Source organism: Caulobacter sp. FG7, from assembly GCF_057808875.1.
This window is the reverse complement of the sequence record NZ_JBMDIW010000009.1, coordinates 106,022-124,818: the sequence shown is the minus strand read 5'-3', so window position 1 is coordinate 124,818 and position 18,797 is coordinate 106,022. Positions and strand designations below refer to the sequence as shown.

Annotated in this window: 27 protein-coding genes; 13 read left to right on the top strand and 14 right to left on the bottom strand. The window is 68.7% G+C overall.

Annotation, left to right across the window (positions count from 1 at the left end):
- Positions 1-87: 87 nt before the first annotated feature.
- Entirely contained in the window at positions 88-885 is a 798-nt protein-coding gene (locus ACODR1_RS09695; RefSeq protein WP_488880265.1) for an SDR family NAD(P)-dependent oxidoreductase, read from the top strand.
- A gap of 80 nt (positions 886-965) precedes the next feature.
- Positions 966-1,157 carry a hypothetical protein gene (locus tag ACODR1_RS09690; RefSeq protein WP_165256608.1) on the top strand — a complete coding sequence of 64 codons (192 nt, stop codon included), beginning with the start codon at positions 966-968 and terminating at the stop codon, positions 1,155-1,157.
- A 116-nt stretch (positions 1,158-1,273) separates the two neighbouring features.
- Here ACODR1_RS09690 and dmeF read toward each other — a convergent pair whose 3' ends face one another.
- From dmeF to ACODR1_RS09670, 4 genes are all read right to left on the bottom strand, one after another.
- Complete coding sequence (gene dmeF / locus ACODR1_RS09685; protein ID WP_488880264.1) at positions 1,274-2,188, bottom strand: CDF family Co(II)/Ni(II) efflux transporter DmeF; 915 nt, start codon at positions 2,186-2,188, stop codon at positions 1,274-1,276.
- An 8-nt stretch (positions 2,189-2,196) separates the two neighbouring features.
- Positions 2,197-2,472: a metal/formaldehyde-sensitive transcriptional repressor gene (locus ACODR1_RS09680; protein WP_488880263.1), complete on the bottom strand. Its 276-nt coding sequence runs from the start codon at positions 2,470-2,472 to the stop codon at positions 2,197-2,199.
- Between the two features lie 95 nt (positions 2,473-2,567).
- Positions 2,568-3,485, bottom strand: a complete 918-nt coding sequence (locus ACODR1_RS09675) for a M20/M25/M40 family metallo-hydrolase (RefSeq protein WP_488880262.1) — start codon at positions 3,483-3,485, stop codon at positions 2,568-2,570.
- A 105-nt stretch (positions 3,486-3,590) separates the two neighbouring features.
- Complete coding sequence (locus ACODR1_RS09670; protein WP_488880261.1) at positions 3,591-3,755, bottom strand: hypothetical protein; 165 nt, start codon at positions 3,753-3,755, stop codon at positions 3,591-3,593.
- Positions 3,756-4,428: 673 nt separating this feature from the next.
- Between ACODR1_RS09670 and ACODR1_RS09665 the strand changes: the two genes are divergently transcribed.
- The 5 genes from ACODR1_RS09665 to ACODR1_RS09645 are packed head-to-tail and all read left to right on the top strand — an operon-like array spanning position 4,429 to position 6,710.
- Positions 4,429-4,665 (top strand): BolA family transcriptional regulator, encoded by a 237-nt coding sequence (locus ACODR1_RS09665; RefSeq protein ID WP_058350024.1) that lies wholly within the window; start codon positions 4,429-4,431, stop codon positions 4,663-4,665.
- Between the two features lie 6 nt (positions 4,666-4,671).
- Positions 4,672-5,562 carry an aldo/keto reductase gene (locus ACODR1_RS09660; RefSeq protein ID WP_488880260.1) on the top strand — a complete coding sequence of 297 codons (891 nt, stop codon included), beginning with the start codon at positions 4,672-4,674 and terminating at the stop codon, positions 5,560-5,562.
- A gap of 53 nt (positions 5,563-5,615) precedes the next feature.
- Complete coding sequence (gene grxD / locus ACODR1_RS09655) at positions 5,616-5,957, top strand: Grx4 family monothiol glutaredoxin (protein WP_488880259.1); 342 nt, start codon at positions 5,616-5,618, stop codon at positions 5,955-5,957.
- Between the two features lie 4 nt (positions 5,958-5,961).
- A complete protein-coding gene (locus ACODR1_RS09650; RefSeq protein ID WP_488880258.1) occupies positions 5,962-6,381 on the top strand; it encodes an acyl-CoA thioesterase in 420 nt (139 codons plus the stop codon).
- 50 nt (positions 6,382-6,431) lie between these two features.
- Positions 6,432-6,710: a hypothetical protein gene (locus ACODR1_RS09645; protein ID WP_488880257.1), complete on the top strand. Its 279-nt coding sequence runs from the start codon at positions 6,432-6,434 to the stop codon at positions 6,708-6,710.
- On the opposite strand, the gene ACODR1_RS09640 is transcribed toward ACODR1_RS09645, so the two are convergent.
- A complete protein-coding gene (locus ACODR1_RS09640; RefSeq protein ID WP_488880256.1) occupies positions 6,707-7,087 on the bottom strand; it encodes a hypothetical protein in 381 nt (126 codons plus the stop codon). The genes ACODR1_RS09645 and ACODR1_RS09640 overlap by 4 nt on opposite strands.
- Positions 7,088-7,140: 53 nt before the next feature.
- Between ACODR1_RS09640 and ACODR1_RS09635 the strand changes: the two genes are divergently transcribed.
- The gene (locus ACODR1_RS09635) at positions 7,141-8,277 is read left to right on the top strand and encodes a serine hydrolase domain-containing protein (RefSeq protein WP_488880255.1); all 1,137 of its coding nucleotides are present in this window, start codon (positions 7,141-7,143) and stop codon (positions 8,275-8,277) included.
- A gap of 6 nt (positions 8,278-8,283) precedes the next feature.
- Complete coding sequence (locus ACODR1_RS09630) at positions 8,284-8,580, top strand: hypothetical protein (protein ID WP_488880254.1); 297 nt, start codon at positions 8,284-8,286, stop codon at positions 8,578-8,580.
- A gap of 10 nt (positions 8,581-8,590) precedes the next feature.
- On the opposite strand, the gene ACODR1_RS09625 is transcribed toward ACODR1_RS09630, so the two are convergent.
- Complete coding sequence (locus ACODR1_RS09625) at positions 8,591-9,505, bottom strand: EamA family transporter (RefSeq protein WP_488880253.1); 915 nt, start codon at positions 9,503-9,505, stop codon at positions 8,591-8,593.
- Between the two features lie 84 nt (positions 9,506-9,589).
- Here ACODR1_RS09625 and ACODR1_RS09620 point away from each other — a divergent pair, with 84 nt between their 5' ends.
- Both ACODR1_RS09620 and ACODR1_RS09615 read left to right on the top strand, forming a co-directional pair.
- Positions 9,590-10,072 carry an Lrp/AsnC family transcriptional regulator gene (locus ACODR1_RS09620; RefSeq protein ID WP_488880252.1) on the top strand — a complete coding sequence of 161 codons (483 nt, stop codon included), beginning with the start codon at positions 9,590-9,592 and terminating at the stop codon, positions 10,070-10,072.
- 94 nt (positions 10,073-10,166) lie between these two features.
- The gene (locus ACODR1_RS09615; RefSeq protein WP_488880251.1) at positions 10,167-10,598 is read left to right on the top strand and encodes a hypothetical protein; all 432 of its coding nucleotides are present in this window, start codon (positions 10,167-10,169) and stop codon (positions 10,596-10,598) included.
- A 9-nt stretch (positions 10,599-10,607) separates the two neighbouring features.
- On the opposite strand, the gene ACODR1_RS09610 is transcribed toward ACODR1_RS09615, so the two are convergent.
- On the bottom strand, positions 10,608-11,783 hold the full coding sequence (locus ACODR1_RS09610) for a sialidase family protein (RefSeq protein ID WP_488880250.1): 1,176 nt from the start codon (positions 11,781-11,783) through the stop codon (positions 10,608-10,610).
- 154 nt (positions 11,784-11,937) lie between these two features.
- On the opposite strand from ACODR1_RS09610, the gene ACODR1_RS09605 reads away from it, so the two are divergent.
- Positions 11,938-13,248, top strand: a complete 1,311-nt coding sequence (locus ACODR1_RS09605) for a cation:proton antiporter (RefSeq protein ID WP_488880249.1) — start codon at positions 11,938-11,940, stop codon at positions 13,246-13,248.
- Positions 13,249-13,391: 143 nt separating this feature from the next.
- On the opposite strand, the gene htpX is transcribed toward ACODR1_RS09605, so the two are convergent.
- From htpX to ACODR1_RS09575, 6 genes are all read right to left on the bottom strand, one after another.
- Positions 13,392-14,324: a zinc metalloprotease HtpX gene (gene htpX, locus ACODR1_RS09600; RefSeq protein ID WP_488880248.1), complete on the bottom strand. Its 933-nt coding sequence runs from the start codon at positions 14,322-14,324 to the stop codon at positions 13,392-13,394.
- Positions 14,325-14,344: 20 nt separating this feature from the next.
- Positions 14,345-14,707, bottom strand: coding sequence for a TFIIB-type zinc ribbon-containing protein (locus ACODR1_RS09595; RefSeq protein WP_488880247.1), 363 nt, complete (start codon positions 14,705-14,707; stop codon positions 14,345-14,347).
- Positions 14,708-15,169: 462 nt separating this feature from the next.
- Positions 15,170-15,787, bottom strand: coding sequence for a 30S ribosomal protein S4 (gene rpsD, locus ACODR1_RS09590; RefSeq protein ID WP_101712483.1), 618 nt, complete (start codon positions 15,785-15,787; stop codon positions 15,170-15,172).
- A gap of 148 nt (positions 15,788-15,935) precedes the next feature.
- Positions 15,936-16,379, bottom strand: coding sequence for an ExbD/TolR family protein (locus ACODR1_RS09585; RefSeq protein WP_488880246.1), 444 nt, complete (start codon positions 16,377-16,379; stop codon positions 15,936-15,938).
- A gap of 3 nt (positions 16,380-16,382) precedes the next feature.
- Entirely contained in the window at positions 16,383-17,072 is a 690-nt protein-coding gene (locus ACODR1_RS09580; RefSeq protein WP_488880245.1) for a hypothetical protein, read from the bottom strand.
- Positions 17,073-17,135: 63 nt separating this feature from the next.
- Entirely contained in the window at positions 17,136-17,528 is a 393-nt protein-coding gene (locus tag ACODR1_RS09575; RefSeq protein ID WP_488880244.1) for a hypothetical protein, read from the bottom strand.
- A gap of 178 nt (positions 17,529-17,706) precedes the next feature.
- On the opposite strand from ACODR1_RS09575, the gene ACODR1_RS09570 reads away from it, so the two are divergent.
- Positions 17,707-18,510, top strand: a complete 804-nt coding sequence (locus tag ACODR1_RS09570; RefSeq protein WP_488880243.1) for a hypothetical protein — start codon at positions 17,707-17,709, stop codon at positions 18,508-18,510.
- Here the strand turns inward: ACODR1_RS09570 and ACODR1_RS09565 are convergent.
- Complete coding sequence (locus ACODR1_RS09565; protein ID WP_488880242.1) at positions 18,507-18,797, bottom strand: hypothetical protein; 291 nt, start codon at positions 18,795-18,797, stop codon at positions 18,507-18,509. The two genes, ACODR1_RS09570 and ACODR1_RS09565, sit on opposite strands and share 4 nt — an antisense overlap.

Below are 18,797 nucleotides of genomic sequence, written 5' to 3'. Positions count from 1 at the left end.
GTCACTTGCAATTCGAAAGTAACTAGCCATCTGCAAGTCACCCCGCCGCGACGAGCGTGGCGGCCAGCATCCCGAGGGGATCGAGACATGAGCAAGAAGCAGTTTCCCGGCGCGGCCCTGGTCACGGGCGCCTCCACCGGCATCGGCGCCACCTATGCCGACCGCCTGGCCAGGCGCGGCCACGACCTGGTTCTGGTGGCCCGCGACGCGGCGCGCCTGGCCGCCCTCGCCGAACGCCTGCGCGGCGAGACCGGCGTGAAGGTCGACGTCATCCAGGCCGACCTGACCAACGCCGTCGACCTCTCCCGCGTCGAGGCCCGCCTGCGCGACGATGCGGGCATAGACATCCTGATCAACAACGCCGGCGCGGCGTTGGGCGGCGACTTCGTCGACCAGGACGTCGACAAGGTCGACAACCTGATCCAGCTGAACGTGGTCTCGGTGACGCGCCTGGCCCACGCGGCGGCCGGCGCCTTCAACGCCCGCGGGCGCGGCGCCATCGTAAACATCTCGTCGGTGGTGGGCCTGCTGCCCGAGTTCCGCTCGCCGGTCTACGGCGCGACCAAAGCCTATGTGACCTACTTCACGCAGGGCCTGCGCAGCCAGCTGCCCGAAGCGGTGAAGCTGCAGGCGGTGCTGCCCGGCGCCACCCGCACCGAGATCTGGGACCGCTCGGGCGGCAGCGTCGACGCGCTGGATCCGTCGACGGTGATGGAGGTCGGCGACCTCGTAGACGCGGCGCTGGCCGGCTTCGACCAGGGCGAGCTGGTCACCATCCCCTCGCTGCCCGAGGCCGGCGACTTCGCCGCCTATGACGCGGCCCGGTTGAACCTGGCTCCCAACCTGTCGCGCGACCGGCCCGCGCCTCGCTACGGCGTGGCCTGAAACCCTATGTCGGCGGCGGCCAGATCGCGGAACGAAAGCCGTCGCCGGCCGCTCCCCCTTGTGAAACCGGGAGGCGCAACATGGCCGTCATAGCCAATCTCGACGAGTTCATCCTGGAAGAGACCGAGCACGGCATCTTCCTGACGCTCACGGCCGACGACGACCAGACCATGCGCGTCAAGGTCACGCTCGACGATCTCGAAGAGATCATGGAGGTCATCGACGAGGTGTTCGGCGTCGAGGTCGAGGCCGCCAACGACGAGGCGGAGTAGCGCATAGATGCTCCCCTTCTGGGGGAGCTGTCGGCGAAGCCGACTGAGGGGGCCGGCGCTGCGCTATCCCCCTCCGGCCCTCTGGGCCACCTCCCCCTCTGGGAGAGGATCCGGACCTACCCCGCCTCCACCGTCAAGTGGCGCAGCTCGTGCACCGGCTCCAGCCGCCCGCGCACGGCCTGCGCCGACAGGCCCGCGACGCTGACGATGGCCGCATGGGCCTGCGGGCCCACCTTCCAGACGTGCAGGTCGAGGATCTCGGCGTCGCCGGGACCTTCCAGCAGCTCGCGCATCTCCTCGGCGACGTGGTCGTCGGTGGCGTCGAGCAGGACGGCGGCGGTGTCGCGCATCAGGCCCCAGGCCCAGCGGGCGATGACCACCGCGCCGACCACGCCCATGATCGGATCCAGCCAGGTCCAGCCGAACTGCCGGCCGGCGATCAGGGCGACGATGGCCAGCACCGAGGTCAGGGCGTCGGCCAGCACGTGCATGTAGGCCGAGCGCAGGTTGTTGTCGTGGCCATGGCCGTGATGGTGGTCATGATCGTGGCCGTGGTGATGGTGACCGTGATGGCCGCCCGACAGCAGGGCCGCGCTGGCCAGGTTCACCAGGAGGCCCACCACCGCGATGACGATGGCCTCCATGAAGGCGATCGACGACGGTTCGAACAGGCGGCGCACCGACTCCACCCCCACGCCGATGGCGATCACCGCCAGCACCAGGGCCGAGGCGAAGCCGGCCAGGTCCCCGACCTTGCCGGTGCCGAAGCTGTAGCGCCGGCTGGCGGCGTGCTTGCGGGCATAGGCGTAGGCGGCGGCCGCCACGGCCAGGGCGCCGGCGTGAGTGGCCATGTGAAAACCGTCGGCCAGCAGGGCCATCGAGCCGGTCCACCAGCCGGCCAGGATCTCGACCACCATCATCACGGCGGTCAGGCCCACCACCCACAGCGTGCGGCGGGCGTTGGCGTCGTGGTCGGCGGCGAGGAAGACGTGATCGTGCGGATGTGGAGGCGCGGTGACGGCGGCGGTCATGTCGGAACTCATTTGGAATAGCGGCGGAAGGCCTCCATCACCTCGGCCGCGCCCTTTTCGCGCTCGGCGTCGGTGAGCCCGGGCGCGGCGACGTGCTCGCGCAGGTGCGCCTCGACGATCTCGTCGAGCAGGCCGTTGAGGGCGCCCCGGGTGGCGGCCACCAGGTGCAGGGTCTTGGCGCAGTCATGGTCGTCGGCGATCGCGCGTTCGATCGCCGCGACCTGGCCGGCGATGCGGCGGACGCGCTTGAGCAGGGCGTCGTTGTCGGTGGAGAGGTGAGCCATAGCATACCCCCCTATAGTATTACCCCAATCACGTGAAGCCTCTCTCTTCCCCGTAAAATCCCCGCGAAAGCTGCGATTTTACGGGTGGGGATTCGTTATCGCGCGATCTCCCCCAGCCGGTCGTCGAAGGCCCGCGTCGCCAGGACCACGGTCGCCACCGAGGCCTTGAAGAAGGGCTGCGGGATGGTCTCGAAGTCGTCGGTGGGCTGGTGATATTCGGGGTGGTCCTCGACCCCGAAATAGACCCACGGCACGCCCTTCTCGGCGAACGCGCCGTGGTCGGACTGGCTGGTCCAGTTGTTTTCCTTGCCGTCGGCGTCGGTGTCGTGGCCGAGCTTCAGCTTGACCGGCGCGGCCTTGGCCACAGCGTCGAGGATCGGCTTCAGGGTCGGCTGCGGCGCGGCGCCGGCGGCGTAGAGCTCGCCCTTGGCGTTCTTGCTCAGCATGTCGAAATTGACGTTCAGCCCGATCGCCGACAGCGGGATCGGCGGCTGGGCGACGAAGGCCTTGGCGCCGCGCAGGCCGCCCTCCTCGGCGTCCAGCGCCACGATCAGCACGTCATGCCTTGGCGGATTTTCCTTGAACGCCTCGGCCACGGCCAGCAGGCCCGCCACGCCCGAGGCGTTGTCGTCGGCGCCGTTGTAGATCTGGCCGTTCTTCACGCCGACATGGTCGTAGTGGGCGGTGACCACCAGGGCCTTGCCGTCCGGAGCCGTCCCCTTGATGCGGGCCACCAGGTTGACGCCTGTGATCGCCGTCCCGTCCTTGCGGGTGAAGCCGAACGGCTGCTCGAAGCCCTCGCCGATGGGGGCCAGGCCGATCATCTTGAAGCGCTCGAGGATGTAGGTCCGCGCCAGTTGCGAGCCCGGCGTGCCCGGCGCGCGCCCCTGCATGGCGTCGGCCGACAGGATCTTCACGTCGTCGAGGGCGAGGTCGCCTGGACCGGCCATGGCGGGGGCGGCGAGGCCGGAGACAAGGATCGCCAGGACGGCGGCGGCGAACGTCGAACGCATTGGAACTCCCTACCGACGGCGGACGGTCTTCGCCGTCGCTCAACGCGGCTTTCACCCGTTTTGATCATCGGCCGGCGCGCCGTGCAACCGGCGAGCGCCCAGCACCTATCGCCCGCCAACGGAGAAGTCGTCCGGCCGGGCCTCGCGCACCCAGCGATAGCCGCTCTCGTTGTCCTCTTCGGTCCGGCTGGCGGCGATGCTCGCCTGCGGGCCGCCAGGCTCGTGGCCGTGCAGCTGTTCTTGCCCTCGCCCCAGGCTAGGCCCGGCCACAGCCGCCGCTCGACCGTCTGTTCCGGGGTGGGCTCGCTCCACGGCGCCCGGAAACCGTCCGCACCGCAGAGCGCGCTCCATACGCGCACGCGCGTCATCCGGCCTTCGGCGTCCGTCTCGACCGGCTCCAGCCCCATGTAGCCGTAAGAGGTCCCCTCTTCGGAATCCCGCACCTGCAGGACCACTGGCGCGCGCAGACCCACGACATGGGCCCGCGCTGTCCAGCTCACGTCTGGCGCGGCGCCCTGCAGGCTGAGGATCTCCCCGTCGCGGACCAGGACGGCCCCGCTGCGGACACAGGCGGGCCAACGGCGAAAGGGCCTGTCGTTCCTGGGCGCGGGACAGTCGGCCTCGTCGAGGATCCACCAGCCCATCTTCAGTCGCGCCCCGCCCGCCTCGGGCGTCAGCCAGGGCGCCTCCGAGGTCACCATCGCGCATCCGCCCAACCCGAGCGCCATCGCCGCGAGCGCCGACATCAAGGAACGCATCACGCACACCTCACGGAATATTCACGGATGCGTGACTGGTTGGGCGAAATCGCTTCATCGTCAAGCGCGATCGCCGCCCTGCGCTCGACTTTCCAGCGATTGCTTCCGGCCGCGACGCCCGCCATATGCGCGATCTTAAGGTTTATCGGGCATCTAGCCCTTCCAAGATCGGAGATCTCCGTCCCATGCCCATGGCGCCCGACGTGCTCGAAGCCCGCCTCAACGCGGCCTTTCCGGACTCCGAAATCGTGCTGACCGATCTGGCCGGCGACGGCGACCACTACAAGGCGCGCATCGTCTCCCCCGCCTTCCGTGGCCTCAATCGTGTCAAGCAGCACCAGATGGTCAACCGCGCCCTGGCCGACGTGCTGGGCGGCGAACTGCACGCCCTGGCGCTCGAAACCGCGGCCCCGGCGGAGTAACGCACCTTGCGCTATCGTCCTTTCGGCAAGGCGGGCATGGCGATCTCGGCGGTGACGCTGCGGCTCGCCGACCACCCGCGCATGAGCGGCAAGGACTGGCGCAACCTGATCTTCACGGCCCTGGAAGCGGGCATCAACAGCTTCGAGGTCCACGGCTCGTCCAACGCCCTGCTGGAGGGCGTGGGCGAGTCGCTGACCACGATCGAGCGTCGACTGCTGTTCGTCGGCTGGCGGCTTCGCAGCGGCGGCGAGCTTCTCAGCGCCCAGGCGATCCACGACCTGGTGGACACCGCCGTCGAACGCTGCGGCCTGTCCTACGTGGACCTCGTCACGGTCGACGACCCGGGCTCGGCCTTCCCGCCGACCGCGATGGCCGCGCTGCTGGGCCTGCGCCAGTCGGGCCTGATCCGCTCGCTGGGCCTGGCCAGCCGCGGCGAGAGCCAGGACCGGCACCTGGCCGGCGGCCTGTTCGACGCCCTGGCCGCGCCGTTCAACCTGTCGTCCGGCTGGGCCGACCGCCACCGCATCCGCAACGCCATGGCCCACGACGTGGCGGTGATCGGCGAGGACTTCTGGCCGCAGAGCATCCGTGACCGCGAGGCCAAGCCGATCTTCAAGAAGCCGTCGCTGTGGCGGCGGCGCACCGACCCGCTGACCAATCTCGGCGGCTACGACTTCCTCGACAACACCACCGGCTGGACCGGCCAGGAGCTTTGCCTCGGCTACGCCCTGACCGAACCGTCCCTGGCCACGGTGCAGGTAATCACCACCAAGCGCGACAAGCTCGAGGCCCTGGCCGCCGTGGTCGAGCGCGACCTGCCGACCGGCTGCGCGGCCCAGATCGAGATGGCGCGGTTTTCGGCCGAACAGGCCGCCGGGACCAAGCGCCGCGCTTGACCGGGGGCCCTCCGGCGCCTAGCTGAGGGGCTACCGCCAAGGAATGCCTCCCCATGACCGAAGTCGCCGCCTCCCCCGCCCTCGAATTCATCGCCAAGACGGTGGCCGAACACCCCGTCGTGCTGTTCATGAAGGGCGTGCCCGACCAGCCGCGCTGCGGCTTCTCGTCGGTGGCCGTGCAGATCCTCGACCACCTGGGCGTCGAGTTCGTCGGCGTCGACGTGCTGCAGGACGACGAACTGCGCCAGGGCATCAAGACCTTCACCGACTGGCCGACCATTCCCCAGCTCTACGTGAAGGGCGAGTTCGTCGGCGGCAGCGACATTGTCCGCGAGATGTTCCAGTCGGGCGAGCTGAAGTCGTTCCTGATCGAGCAGGGCGTCATCGCGGCCTAACCGCGTGAGCCGCCTGTTCGTCCCGCCCAGCGACGCCTTCCCCCTGACCTTCGAGCCGAAGGCGTCGGACATCGACGCCAACGGCCACGTCAACAACGTGGTCTATCTGAGCTGGGCCCAGGACCTGGCGATCGCGCACTGGGAGGCCTGGGCTTCGCCCGAGGAGCGGGCTTCCTGGAGCTGGGTCGCCCGCCGCCACGAGATCGACTACCGCCGCGAGCTGCTGCCGCACGAGGTCGCCACCGGCTACACCTGGGTCGGCGAACTGAAGGGGCCGCGCTTCGAGCGCTATGTCCGCATCGACGGCCCCGACGGCGAGATGTGCGCCCAGAGCCGCACCGACTGGGTGCTGATCGACATCGCCGCCAAGCGCCCCGCCCGGGTGCTGCCCTGGATGGTCGAGCGCTTCACGCCCAAGGGCTGATCAGCCCCCTCGGTTGACCTTCGCGCCAACCTCGACTCAAGCTTCACCGCATGAAGCTTTTGCTCGCCCTCGTCGCTCTCGCGGTCATCGCTGGCTGCTCTCGGACGCCGGCAGCGTCGCGGGTCACGCCGCCCAGCCCAGAGCAGTTGGACGCCGTCGCCAAGGCCTGCGGCGCACCGCGCGAATGGCTGCATATCGGCTCGGACGGACGACCGCAGTTGATCCTCCCGCAAGACGCCGCCTACGACCACATTGTCTGCCTGCACCGTGAACTGGAAAAGCAGGGCGCACCCGTCAAGACCGGCCTGATCCAGGAGCCTGCGCGCTAGCCGGCCTTCCCGATCGGATTGAGCACCCGCACCGCCATCGCGCCAGCGATCCCCAACTCGCTCCAGCCGAACCGTATCTCCGCCGAGCCAGGTTCCACCTGCTTGCAGGTCTCCAGCCGCCTGCGCGCAAAGGCGACGTCGGGGATGGCATCCTTGCCGTCGACAAAGAACCGCAGGTCCTCCTTGCGCAGACAGCCCTGCGACGACAGGCGTATCACCAGGGCGTCGGCCTCCGAACGAACATCGAGCAGCGGCTCGAGTTCTCCATAGAGCTCCGGATCGCCCGGCAGCAGGCGCGGCGGGCGCGACGGAACGGTCGCGCATCCTGAAAGCAGCAGCCCGGCCAGCAGCACGCGGCGGTTGAAAATGACGCCCATGGGCTCCAAGGTCGCCCGGCGCGAGGGTGCGCGCAACAGTGGGGCCTCTGGAAATGCGTGGAAAGTCTCTGGCGTGGGCGGCGACCGCCTTGTGCTTGGCCGGCGGGTCGGCGCATGCCGAAAATCCGAAACTCGACGCCGAGATCGCCCGGCTGATGGCCCTGGGCAAGGTTCCCGGCGTGGCCGTCGCCGTTGTCGAGGACGGCAAGGTCGCGCATGTGACGGCCCAGGGCGTCCGCAACGAGAAAGGCGATCCGCTCAAGCCCCAGACGGTGATGTACGCCGCCTCGATCACCAAGGCGGTGTTCTCCTACTACGTCATGATGCTGGTCGACGAAGGCAGGCTCGACCTCGACACGCCGATCGCGGCCTACCTCCCCAAGCCCCTGCCCGACTACAAGGCCTATGCCGACCTGGCCGGCGACGAGCGCTGGCGCAAGATCACCCCGCGCATCCTGCTCAGCCATTCGGCGGGCTTTCCGAACTTCCGCTGGCTGAACCCCGACGAGAAGCTCGACATCAAGTTCGCGCCCGGCAGCCGCTACGCCTATGCCGGCGAGGGCATCAACCTGATGCAGTTCGTCATCGAGCAGGGCCTTTCGATAAAGGTCGGCGAGGACATGGACCGGCGCCTCTTCAAGCCGCTGGGCATGAGCCGCTCGGGCATGGTCTGGCGCGACGATTTCGCCCCCGACATCGCCGACGGCCGCGAGGAAGGCGGCAAGTGGCAGCCGCACGACGACCGCTCCAGCGTCAAGGCGGCCGGCTCGCTCGACACCACCATCGACGACATGGGCAAGCTGGCGGCGGCCATGGCCGGCGGCTGGGGGCTGTCGAAGAAGGTCCGCGCCGAGTTCACCCGCGGCAGCCTGCCGATCGTCTCGCGCTCGGAGTTCCCGACCCTGTCGGAAGAGACCAACCCCGACAACGCCAGGATCAAGCTGGCGGCCGGCGTCGGCGTCGTCACCTTCGAGGGGCCGCAGGGCCGGGCCTTCTTCAAGGGCGGCCACAACGACATCACCGACAACATGATGGTCTGCGTCGAGAAGCGTCGGCGCTGCGTGGTGATCCTGACCAACAGCGGCGACGGCCAGCGGATCTTCCCGTCGCTGGTCAAGGCGGCGCTAGGCGAGACCGGCATGCCCTGGGCCTGGGAATACAGCCGTCTGATGCCGGTGGAGGCGCCCTGAATGCGAATGTGCGCCTATGTCGCCGTGGCAGCCGGCCTGTCGCTCGCTGGCTGCGGGCCGACCTACCTCGCGGACGACCGGGCCCGGACCATCGCGTGTCCGGACGAGGCCCCCATCACCCTGCGTCCCACCGACCGCGGCCGGCGCGTCGTCGTCGAGCACCACGGACGCACGGCTGCGCTGAGCTTCCGCCACGGGCTTGGCCCCGGAGACGCCTATGCCGGCGGTGAGACCCGGATGCGGATCGATCCCGAGGTGTTCGTCAGCAACCTGGAGGGCCGCGACATCGGCCCCTGCCACTGACCGCCACGTCTCAGGCGCCCGGCCGCTCCAGTTCCTCGGGATCTTCGACCACGGCGTTTTCGGGCGTTGTCGTCAGGATCGCGCCGGCCGAGGCAGCGACGATGCAGGCGATGGCGGCCCACTGTTGCAGCGACAGGTGCTCGGACAGCACCAGCAGGCCGGCTATGGCGCCGATCGCCGGCTCGACGCTGAGCATCACGCCGAAGGTGCGCTTGGGGATGCGCTTGAGGGCGACCATTTCCAGCGAATAGGGCACGGCGCTGGAGCAGACGGCGACCACCAGGCCCAGCAGCATCAGGTGCGGGTCAAGCAGGGTCGCACCGGCCGAGGCGACGCCGAACGGCACCACGATCAGGGCCGCCACGCTCATGCCCATGGCCACCGAGCGGCCGCCGTGCAGGTGGCCGATACGCTTGCCGGCGATGATGTAGAGCGCCCAGCAGACCGCCGCCGCCAGGGCGAAGCCCACGCCGACCGGGTCGAGCGCCGGGCCGCCCAGCTTCAGCGGCAACAGCAGCAGCAGGCCAAAGGCGGCCAGGCCGATACACAGGAAATGGCTGACCTTGCGCGCATGCAACAGCGACAGGGTCAGCGGGCCGAGGAACTCGATAGCGATGGCCACGCCCAGCGGGATGGTCCGCAGCGCCATGTAGAAGCAGAGGTTCATCACCCCGGTCGCCGCGCCGTAGAACGCGACGCCCAGGAGATCCTGGCGCGTCAGGCGGAACCGCCACGGCCGCCACAGCAGCAGCAGCAACACGGCCGCGAAGCCGACGCGATAGGCCGAGACGCCCTGGGCGCCCACCGCCGGGAACAGGCTCTTGGCGAACGACGTGCCGCCGGCCAGCGTCACCATGGCGCCGAACAGGGCCGCATAGGGCAACAGCGCGTCGAGCGCGGGACGGCGGAGGGCGGCGGCGGACATGAGCGCAACCTAATACCGGACGGTTGGCGCTTCTCGCCGAAATTCGTCGTATACCACCTGAAACAGGCGACATCGGCAGGACAGATGACGAAATCCGTCACCCTCGACAACTTCGACCGCCGGCTGCTGGAACTGGTTCGCCGCAACAACCTCGAACCGGCCCGCAGCCTGGCCGAGAAGGTCGGGCTGTCCGAGAGCGCGGTGCTGCGCCGCCTGCGGCGGCTGCGCAAGGAAGGCGTGATCGTCGCCGACGTCGCCATCGTCGATCCCGCCCGCCTCAACGCCGGCCTGACCATGCACGTGCTGGTGCAGATGGAGCGCGAAGGCAGCGCCATCTACAACGCCTTCGCCGCCGGGGTGGCCGCCCGCAAGGAGGTGCTCAGCGCCTGGCACGTCACCGGCAGCACCGACTTCGTGCTGCTGGTCATCGTGCCGACCATGGAGGCCTACGAGGCCTTCACCAACGAGGTGCTGAACGACGACCGCCGCGTGCGCTCGTTCACTACCCTGGTCGGCATCCGCGAGATCGTCCGGCAGGACCCTTCGCGCGCGCCGCTGGTGCAGTAGCCTCAAAGGTGGAATACACCGGCGATCACCCGCAAAGATTGTTGAGGTCCGCTCACTCAGCTGTCGAAATCCTCCGAAAATGGGAGGACGCGACATGAAGGCTCAGGTCATCCTGATCGGACTGGCGATGTCACTGGCGGCCGGCGGCGCCGTGGCGTCGAGCTGGCACTGGGCCAAGGCCCCCACCCGGGAAGAAGCCATGCGCCTGGCTACCGACAAGGCCCAGGCCACGGCCAAGCGCAAGGGAACCTGCTTCAAGCCGGCCGTCAGGGTCGACGCCTGCCAGGCGACCGCCGACGGCTTCCGCTGCCGTGCCGACAGCGCCGCCGATCTTGGGACCTGCGGGGTGCGCGTCGGTTGGGTGTATGAGCCCCCGTTGCCGCCGCCCCGCGCCCCGATGCAGCCCCTCAGCCACGGCTATGAGCCGCAGCGGACCCCGCCGCCTCCCTACATGCTCGACCGGTCCGGCGCGTCGGTCTGGCAGCTCGATGAGTTTCCGCCGCCTACCGCGGTGAGGCTGCCCTAGCGCCCGATCTCAACGGCCATCCAGAGCCGACAGTGGAACGCGGGTGACCTGAACGTCCTCCTTGTTGGCCGCGTAGCCGACCCACAGGGCGCCGTTCCACACCACGCTCTTGGGATAGTGGTAGCCCGGCCGCTTGTATTTGCCCTCGAAGCGTAGCGGTTGCAGATCGCCTTTGCCGCGTAGCCGGAAACTGCGATCGAAGGTCCGGCCGTCGGTGGAGAGGGTCACGGCCAGCGGCAGGCGCGGGCGATCGCCGTTGGGCGCGTTGACGAGATAGGCCGTTCCGCCCGGCAGGTTGCCTGCGCTCTGCTTGGCGCGGGCGTCGGGCATGGCGGTCAGGACCGGCGTTGTCCACGAGACGCCCCGGTCGCAGCTTTCCGACGCCAGCTGGCGGAAACTCAGCTCCTCGTCGCGGAACACCATCACCGCGCAGCCGTCGGCGCGACGGAACAGGCTGGGCTCGATCTCGCGGCTGAGGCGGCGCTCGTGCGCGGCTGCGGCGTTCGAGACGTCGCGCGGCAGGTTCTCCATCCGCCCCTGCGTCCAGCCCGACACGCCCAGCGGATCGTCGGTGAAGAACGGCTTGGCGATCATGCCCGGCCGCAGATGGAAGGCGGTCATCACCCGCCCGTCGACGAGGTGCGGATCCTGCTCGATCACGCCCTCCACCGGCGCGCCGTCGGCGCCCGAGACCCGCCTGGGCTTGCTCCAGCTCACGCCGTCGCGGCTGGTGCGGTACTCGGCATATCCGCCCGCCCCCGACTGGAAGCCGTCAGGCCAGACGTTGGCGTAGGCGACCAGGGTCCGCCCGTCCGTCCACCAGCCGCCGCTGGAGCGCATCACTCCGCCCTGCCCGGCCGGCGCCAGCAGCTTGGGCGCGGTCCACGTCCGGCCATCGTCGCTGACGGCGTAGGCGACCCAGGTGTCGGCCGAATCCTCGTCGCGGGCCGAACTCTGCCACTGGGCGTAGAGGCGGCCCTTGAAGGCGATCAGCACCACGCCGTTGCTGAACTTGTCGGAGCCTTCCGTCGGCGCGAAGACCGTGAAGGTCTCGGCTCCCGAAGCGGGCTTCAGGCCGAGATCCGGCGCGCCGGCCTCGAAAAGACCCGGAGCCACGGTGTAGGGCGCCGCCCCCGCCGTCAGGGCCAGGGCCGTGACGGCCGCCGCCAGGTTCCGGATCATCATCGGGCCTCCCACACGAACGCTTTGGGCCCAGCCTCCACAGTGAACGGTAACATTCAATTCTGACAACGTTGTCCAGAACAGCGTTCGTTGCTAGCGTCGGCTCAGGGATGAAACGCGATCGCGACACGCGGCGTATTCGAAGGGGGACGGCCGCATGACGACGGCTGAATTGAGCGTAGCCTTTTTCCTGCAGATGGCGGTGATCGTGGCGGCCTGCCGCACGATGGGCTGGGTGGTGAAGCGGTTCTTCGACCAGCCGCAGGTCGTGGGCGAGATGATCGCCGGCGTGATCCTGGGGCCGTCGCTGTTCGGGCTCCTCGCCCCCGACATCCAGCACATGCTGTTCCCCAAGGAGACCAAGTCGATCCTGTATGTCGGCGCCCAGCTGGGCGTGGGCCTCTACATGTTCCTGGTCGGCATCGGCTTCCGCAGCGACCACTTCAAGGCCAACGCCAAAAGCGCCATGGCCGTGTCGCTGTCGGGCATGACCGCGCCGTTCCTGGTGGCGATCCTGCTGACGCCCTGGCTGATGAGCCTGAACCTGTTCGGCAAGGGCGTGCAGCCTTTCCAGGCCACGCTGTTCATGGGCGCGGCGATCTCGATCACCGCCTTCCCGGTGCTGGCGCGGATCATACAGGAGCGCGGCCTGACCCGGACGCCGCTCGGCTCGCTGTCGCTGTCGGCGGGCGCGATCGACGACGCCGGCGCCTGGACGGTGCTGGCCATCGTGCTGGCCAGCCTGGGCGGCGGCGCGGCCGTGGCCCTGAAGGCGATCATCGGCGGCGGCCTGTTCGCCCTGTTCATGCTGACCCTGGGCCCCAAGCTCCTGGCGCCCCTCGGCCGCTGGGCCGAGCGCGAGGGCAAGGTCACCCCCACCCTGCTGGGCGTGATCGTGGTGCTGTTCATGCTCAGCGCCTGGGCCATGGACGCGGCCGGCCTGCACTCGGTGTTCGGCGGCTTCATCCTCGGCGCGGCCATGCCGCGAGGCCTCTTGACGCGCGAGCTGAAGAAGCAGCTGGAGCCCTTCGCCCTGGCCCTGCTGGTGCCGATGTTCTTCACCTTCTCGGGGCTCAACACCCAGCTGACCGTGGTCAACAGCTGGGCCCTGGCCGGCGTCGCCCTGGTCATCCTGGCCGGCTCGATCGCCGCCAAGGGCCTGGCCTGCTGGGCCGCCGCCCGCCTCACCGGCCAGGACAACGCCACGGCCATGGGCATCGGCGCACTGATGAACGCCCGCGGCCTGATGGAGCTGATCATCATCAACATCGGCCTGCAGAAGGGCATCATCGGCCCGGCCCTGTTCTCGATGCTGGTGGTCATGGCCATCGTCACCACGCTGATGGCCAGCCCGCTGTTCGAGATCGTCTATGGCCGCAAGGCGCGACTGAGCGGCGAGCTCGGCGCCCTCAACGAGGACGAGGACGAAGAACCGGCGCACGGAACCGCCCCGGCGGCGGCGCGGTAGTTGAAAGCCGTACGTGGTCCTCGTCCTTCGACAAGCTCAGGATGAGGACCATTTCACGCGCCGCGGATCAGTAGAAACCTCACCCTGAGCCTGTCGAAGGGCGAGGTTCCGGCTCAAGAGGGATGCCTCCGCCTTCTTCGTTTCTAGCTCCAGGGCCCAGGCCGGCGGCTCGGACCACTGGTCGGCACGGCCGTCTGCAGCCGCTGGCGCGCCCCCTGCCCGATCGCCAGCTTCATCAGGGCCTCGATGCGGTTGTGGGTGGCCGGGTGGGTAGAGAACAGGTTGTCGGCGCCGCGACCGGCCAGAGGGTTGATGATGAACATGTGGGCCGTGGCCGGATTGCGCTCGGCCTCGTGGTTGACCACGCCGCCGCGGGCATAGGCATCGATCTTCTCCAGCGCGCGGGCCAGGCCACGGTTGTCGCCGGCGATCTGCGCGCCGACCCGGTCGGCTTCGTACTCGCGCGAGCGGCTGATGGCCATCTGCACCAGCATGGCCGCGATCGGGGCCAGGATGGCCAGGGCGATCGCGCCGATGATCCCGCCCGGACGCTCGTCGTCCTCGCGCGAGCCGCCGAAGAAGAACGCAAAGTTGGCCAGGGCCGAGATCGCGCCGGCGATGGTGGCCGTCACGGTCATGGTCAGGGTGTCGCGGTTCTTCACGTGGGCCAGCTCGTGGGCCATGACGCCGCGGATCTCGTCACGGTCGAGCATGGCCAGCAGGCCCGTGGTGGCGGCGACAGCCGCGTTCTCGGGGTTACGGCCGGTTGCGAAAGCGTTGGGCTGGTCGCTTTCGATGATGCAGACCCGCGGCATCGGCAGGCCCGCTCGCTGCGCCAGATCGGCCACGTCGCGGGCGTAGTTGCGCACCAAAGGCTCGGGATGGCTCTCGTCGACCTCGACCGCGCCATAGGCTCTGAGCACGACCTTGTCGGCGTTCCAGTACGAGAAGACGTTCATGCCGGCGGCCAGCACGAAGGCGATCAGCATGCCGGTCGGGCCGCCGATCATGTAGCCGGCCCCGACGAACAGGGCCGTCAGGCCGGCCAGCAGGGCGAAGGTCTTGAAGTGGTTCATGGTCCTCTTGCGCGAGATCGTCAGTCGAAGATGTCGAACAGATCGAAGCGCTTCTTCTTGTGGTGACCGTGACGGCGATAGTCGTCGTCGCGGTCGTAGGGCTTGCGGTCGTCGTGACGCTTGTGGTCGCCGCGCCAGCTGTCGTCGTAGCGGCGTGGCTCCGGCCGCTGTTCATAGGCGGGCTGCGGACGGCCGAAGGGCGACGGACCGGACGGCTGGGGCGCGGCGCCTTGCGCGTCCTCGCGCTCCATCGCCATCAGCTTTTCCAGCTCACCGCGATCGAGCCACACGCCCCGGCACTTGGGGCACATGTCGAACTCGACGCCGGCGCGCTGCACGGCCTGCATGGAGCCATCACAGTTGGGGCACATCAGAAGAGGCATGGGTCGTTCGGGTCCCTGGTCCAAGAATGGAGACGGGGTTCCCGATGTCGGATCCGGCACGAGGGGGAGGGACACCCGGACCCAGACATCGAGAACACCCGATGCGGTCCGACATCACGCGCGTCCTTCAGAGGGGAGGTGAAGACGCTGCGCCAGAGGGGCCCGGCCCGCTTATTGGAGATAGGAGGGGTTCTGGGGGTTTCAAGCCCCCTCAGTCGCTTCGCGACAGCTCCCCCAGAAGGGAAGCATCCTGGCGCATAAAATCCTCCCCCTCTGGGGGAGGTGGCCCGAAGGGCCGGAGGGGGGCCGTTTTCAGCCGCCGCGACGCGGGCCGATTTCGTGGCCAATCCCCGCTCCGCCGGCTTCGCCGACACCTCTCCCACAGGGAGAGGGACCCCGAAACAAAAAAGGCCCCGGATCGCTCCGGGGCCTTTTCCGTGTCTCTTGCGAGTTCGACGCGTCTTACGAGGCGTAGAATTCGACGACGAGGTTCGGTTCCATCTTCACCGGATACGGAACTTCCGAGAGTTCCGGAGCGCGGACGAAGGTGGCCGACAGGCCCTTGGCGTCGACCGAGACGTACTCGGCGAAGTCACGCTCGTTCGAGGCGACGGCTTCCAGCACCAGAGCCATGTTGCGCGACTTTTCGCGGACCGCGATCACGTCGCCCGGCTTGCAGCGGTACGACGGGATGTTCACGCGCTTGCCGTTCACGGTCACGTGGCCGTGGTTCACGAACTGGCGGGCGGCGAACACGGTCGGCACGAACTTGGCGCGGTAGACGATGGCGTCCAGACGCGACTCGAGCAGCGCGATCAGGTTTTCCGAGGTGTTGCCCTTGCGGCGGGCGGCTTCCTCGTAGGTGCGCGAGAATTGCTTCTCGGTCAGGTTGCCGTAGTAGCCCTTCAGCTTTTGCTTGGCGCGCAGCTGCAGGCCGAAGTCCGAAACCTTCTGCTTGCGGCGTTGGCCGTGCTGGCCGGGGCCGTAGGACCGCTGGTTGACCGGCGACTTGGGCCGGCCCCAGAGGTTCTCGCCCATACGGCGATCGATCTTGTACTTGGCGCTATGGCGCTTGGACATAGGTCACTCTTTATGTCGATCCGGGCCGGACCTCCGGAAGGAGGACGATCTCAACGGCGGCTTCGGGTCAATCCGTCATGAAGCTATCGCGCCGCGCGGCGAGCCGGCGGCGTGAAGGCGCGGTTTATGACGGAGGGGGGGCGGAGAGTCAACGGACGGTGCGGTAGTGCAGATCTTCGGTCACCAGCATAACCGCCAGTCCGGCCTCCTCCGCGGCTGTGACCACGCCGGCGAAGTCGGCATAGGGAACATCAGCATCAGCCCTCACGCGAATGCGTCTGCGGCTGAATCCCTCGCCTTGGCGTTCGCCCTGAGCGAGATCGCGCAGGCGCGCGGGCAGTTGGTCCGGCTCCACGACTTCATCGCCCAGGAAGTAACGCCCGCCATGTATGGACAAATGAAGCTCCGGCGTGGCCGACATCCAGTGAATCGGCGCCAGAGCGGGAGGGATCTGGAGATCGTTGCTCGCCTTAGGCGTTCCGGCTCCGGAAACCGCCATGAACGCCGTGAACAGCACCATCAGCACGCCGATCAGCGGCGTCAGACTGGGCGCCGCCAGGGGCCGGCGGGTGTCGATGCGCGCTTCCACCATCCCTCACTCCGACGACAGGTTGGCCGGATGGCGGAACCAGGCCTTGCGGGACCGGCCGACGTCGCGGCGACGGATCAGGGCCATGCCGCGCGGGATCAGGACGTGCGACAGCGGCAGCAGGACGGCGAACACCGCGAGCGGGCCCCACCAGAAACGATCGGGGTGACGCAGGTTCTCGACCGTGCGTTCCAGCGCCGAGCGCGACGCGGGGCTCATTTCCGGCCCGAGAGTCGTCAGCATGTCGCCATAGCGGACCAGGTCTCCAGCCTCGGCGGCGACGACGCGCTGGTGATCCAGCGCCAGTACGACGAAGGCCGCGACGAAGGTCGCCGCGATCCACGGCCAGCGCGGGCGGGGCTCCAACCGAAACCCGCCGAGCCGGGCCGAGGCGATGAGCAGCCCCACCGCCACGAGCGCACGGCCGTTCCCCCCGTCGCCCGGCAGGAACCTGACCAGCAGCCCGATGCCCAGCGTCGTGACGGCAAGGTTGCGGATCAGGCGTGGAACACTGTCGATAGGCGGCCCACGCATCGTTCCGGAGATCGAGGCGCAGAAGAAAAGGACGCAGAGCGGCGTCGCGAGGTCGGGCCAGTTGGGCAGCGCCGCGGCCAGGGCCGGCCAAACGACGGCTTCGCCAAGGCGCAGACACCTCATTCCCAGGGAAGGTTTCGATGGCGGCGTCGACGTCGTCATGCCGACATCCTACAACCGGCGCGGGCGCGTCGCCAAGACACGCCCGCCGGCTTGGCGCCGCGATCAGGCCCGCTGCAGCGGATTGCGCACGCGCACCTTGTCGGTGCGCTGCACGCCCATGGCGTCGAGGTCGAAGCGCAGTTCCTTGCCTTCTGGAACGAGGGCGCGGCACAGGTCCGGACGCTCGCGGGTCAGGGTGACGGCGACGCCGCTTTCCCGTCGATCGGCCGTGACCTTGAAATCCTCGGCCTTGGTGCAGCCGTTCGACGATACGCGGGCCACCAGTTCGCCCTTCTCCAGAGCCACGCCGTACAGGGGCTCGAGCGTATCATTGCCGTCATTGATCTTCACCGAGACGTCGCGCTTGCCGCCGTCGTCGGCGTCGATGATGACGCAGGCCGAGGTCGACAGGCCCGCGGCGACGACCAGGGCCAGGACGGCCAGTTTCTTCTGCATGTTTGAACACCCCTCAGCGGTCGAACTTGACCTTGGCGCAGAGGAGCGGCCGGCGGCTGAACCCGGGATGAATTACCGAAAGTTCACAACCGGAGCGCGCTGCACGCAAAACGCCTCAGGATGACAAAATCTCCCTATGCGTGTATTTTTGAGTTATCGCCCAGGGGGAGATCGCGACATGGCCGTCACCGACGCCGAGATCAACGCGGCCGTGGCCGTCACGGGTCGCTTCGAGAACGCCGGCGATCCCTGGCGCGGGGTCACCGGCGATTTCGACGGCATGGGCATTTCCTGCGGCTTCCTGCAGTGGAATATCGGCTCGGCCTCGCTTCAGCCCATGGTGCTGGCCGTTGGCAAGCCGGTGGTGCTGCGCGAGGCGCCGACGATCGGGGCCCAGCTCTGGCAGGCGAGCAACGGCGGTGTCTCCCAGGGCCTGACGATCGTGCGCCAGTGGCAGACCGGCAGCCAGCTCAAGGCCACGCCGAAGAAGGAACTGGCCAACCTGATGGGCTCGCCCGAGATGAAGGCCCAGCAGCTGGCCCGCATCCGCACGGTGGCCAACAAGGCCGATGCGCTGGCCACGACCTGGGCCCTGGCGGCCGGCCGGGCCGCGCGCAGCCTGCAGGAGCTGATCTGGTTCTTCGACCTCGTCACCCAGAACGGCAGCCTCAAGGGCGTCGACCATGACGACGTCAAGCAGTTCATCAAGACCTCGACGCCGGGCAAGGCCGACGACGTGGTCTGCGACTGGCTGCTGGCCGCGCCGGCGGCCTGGTGGGGCCGCGTCGACTGCATCAAGAACGCCGGCCTATGGCGCGACAAGGTGGCGGCCGCCGACCTGGAACTGTTCGTGCTCAGCTACCTGCGCGCCTCGCTCAGCACCGCCAAGGCGCGGGGCGTGGTGATGAACCGCAAGGGCGCCCTGGCCTTCCGCAAGGGCTGGATCAACGGCCAGCTGTTCGACTTCACCGGCCAGTTCTAGGCGGCGTCGAGCACGGTCGGCCGGCGCGGCGCGGGCCGCCTGCGCCGATTGCCCCGCCGCCACAGCGCGAACCCGGCGAGGAAGATCGCCGCCGGCGCCAGCATGAAGACGCCTGTTCCGATCCATTCGGCCAAGCTGAGCGGCGAGCCTTGCAGCCGCATCCCGACCACCATCGCTGTGCCCGGCGCGGCCACGCCTGTGACGGCCAAGGCGGCCATCAGGGCGTCGCGCCAGCGCAGTCCCGGCCGGTCCTGCGCCACGCGCTCGATGTGATCGCTGACGTCCAT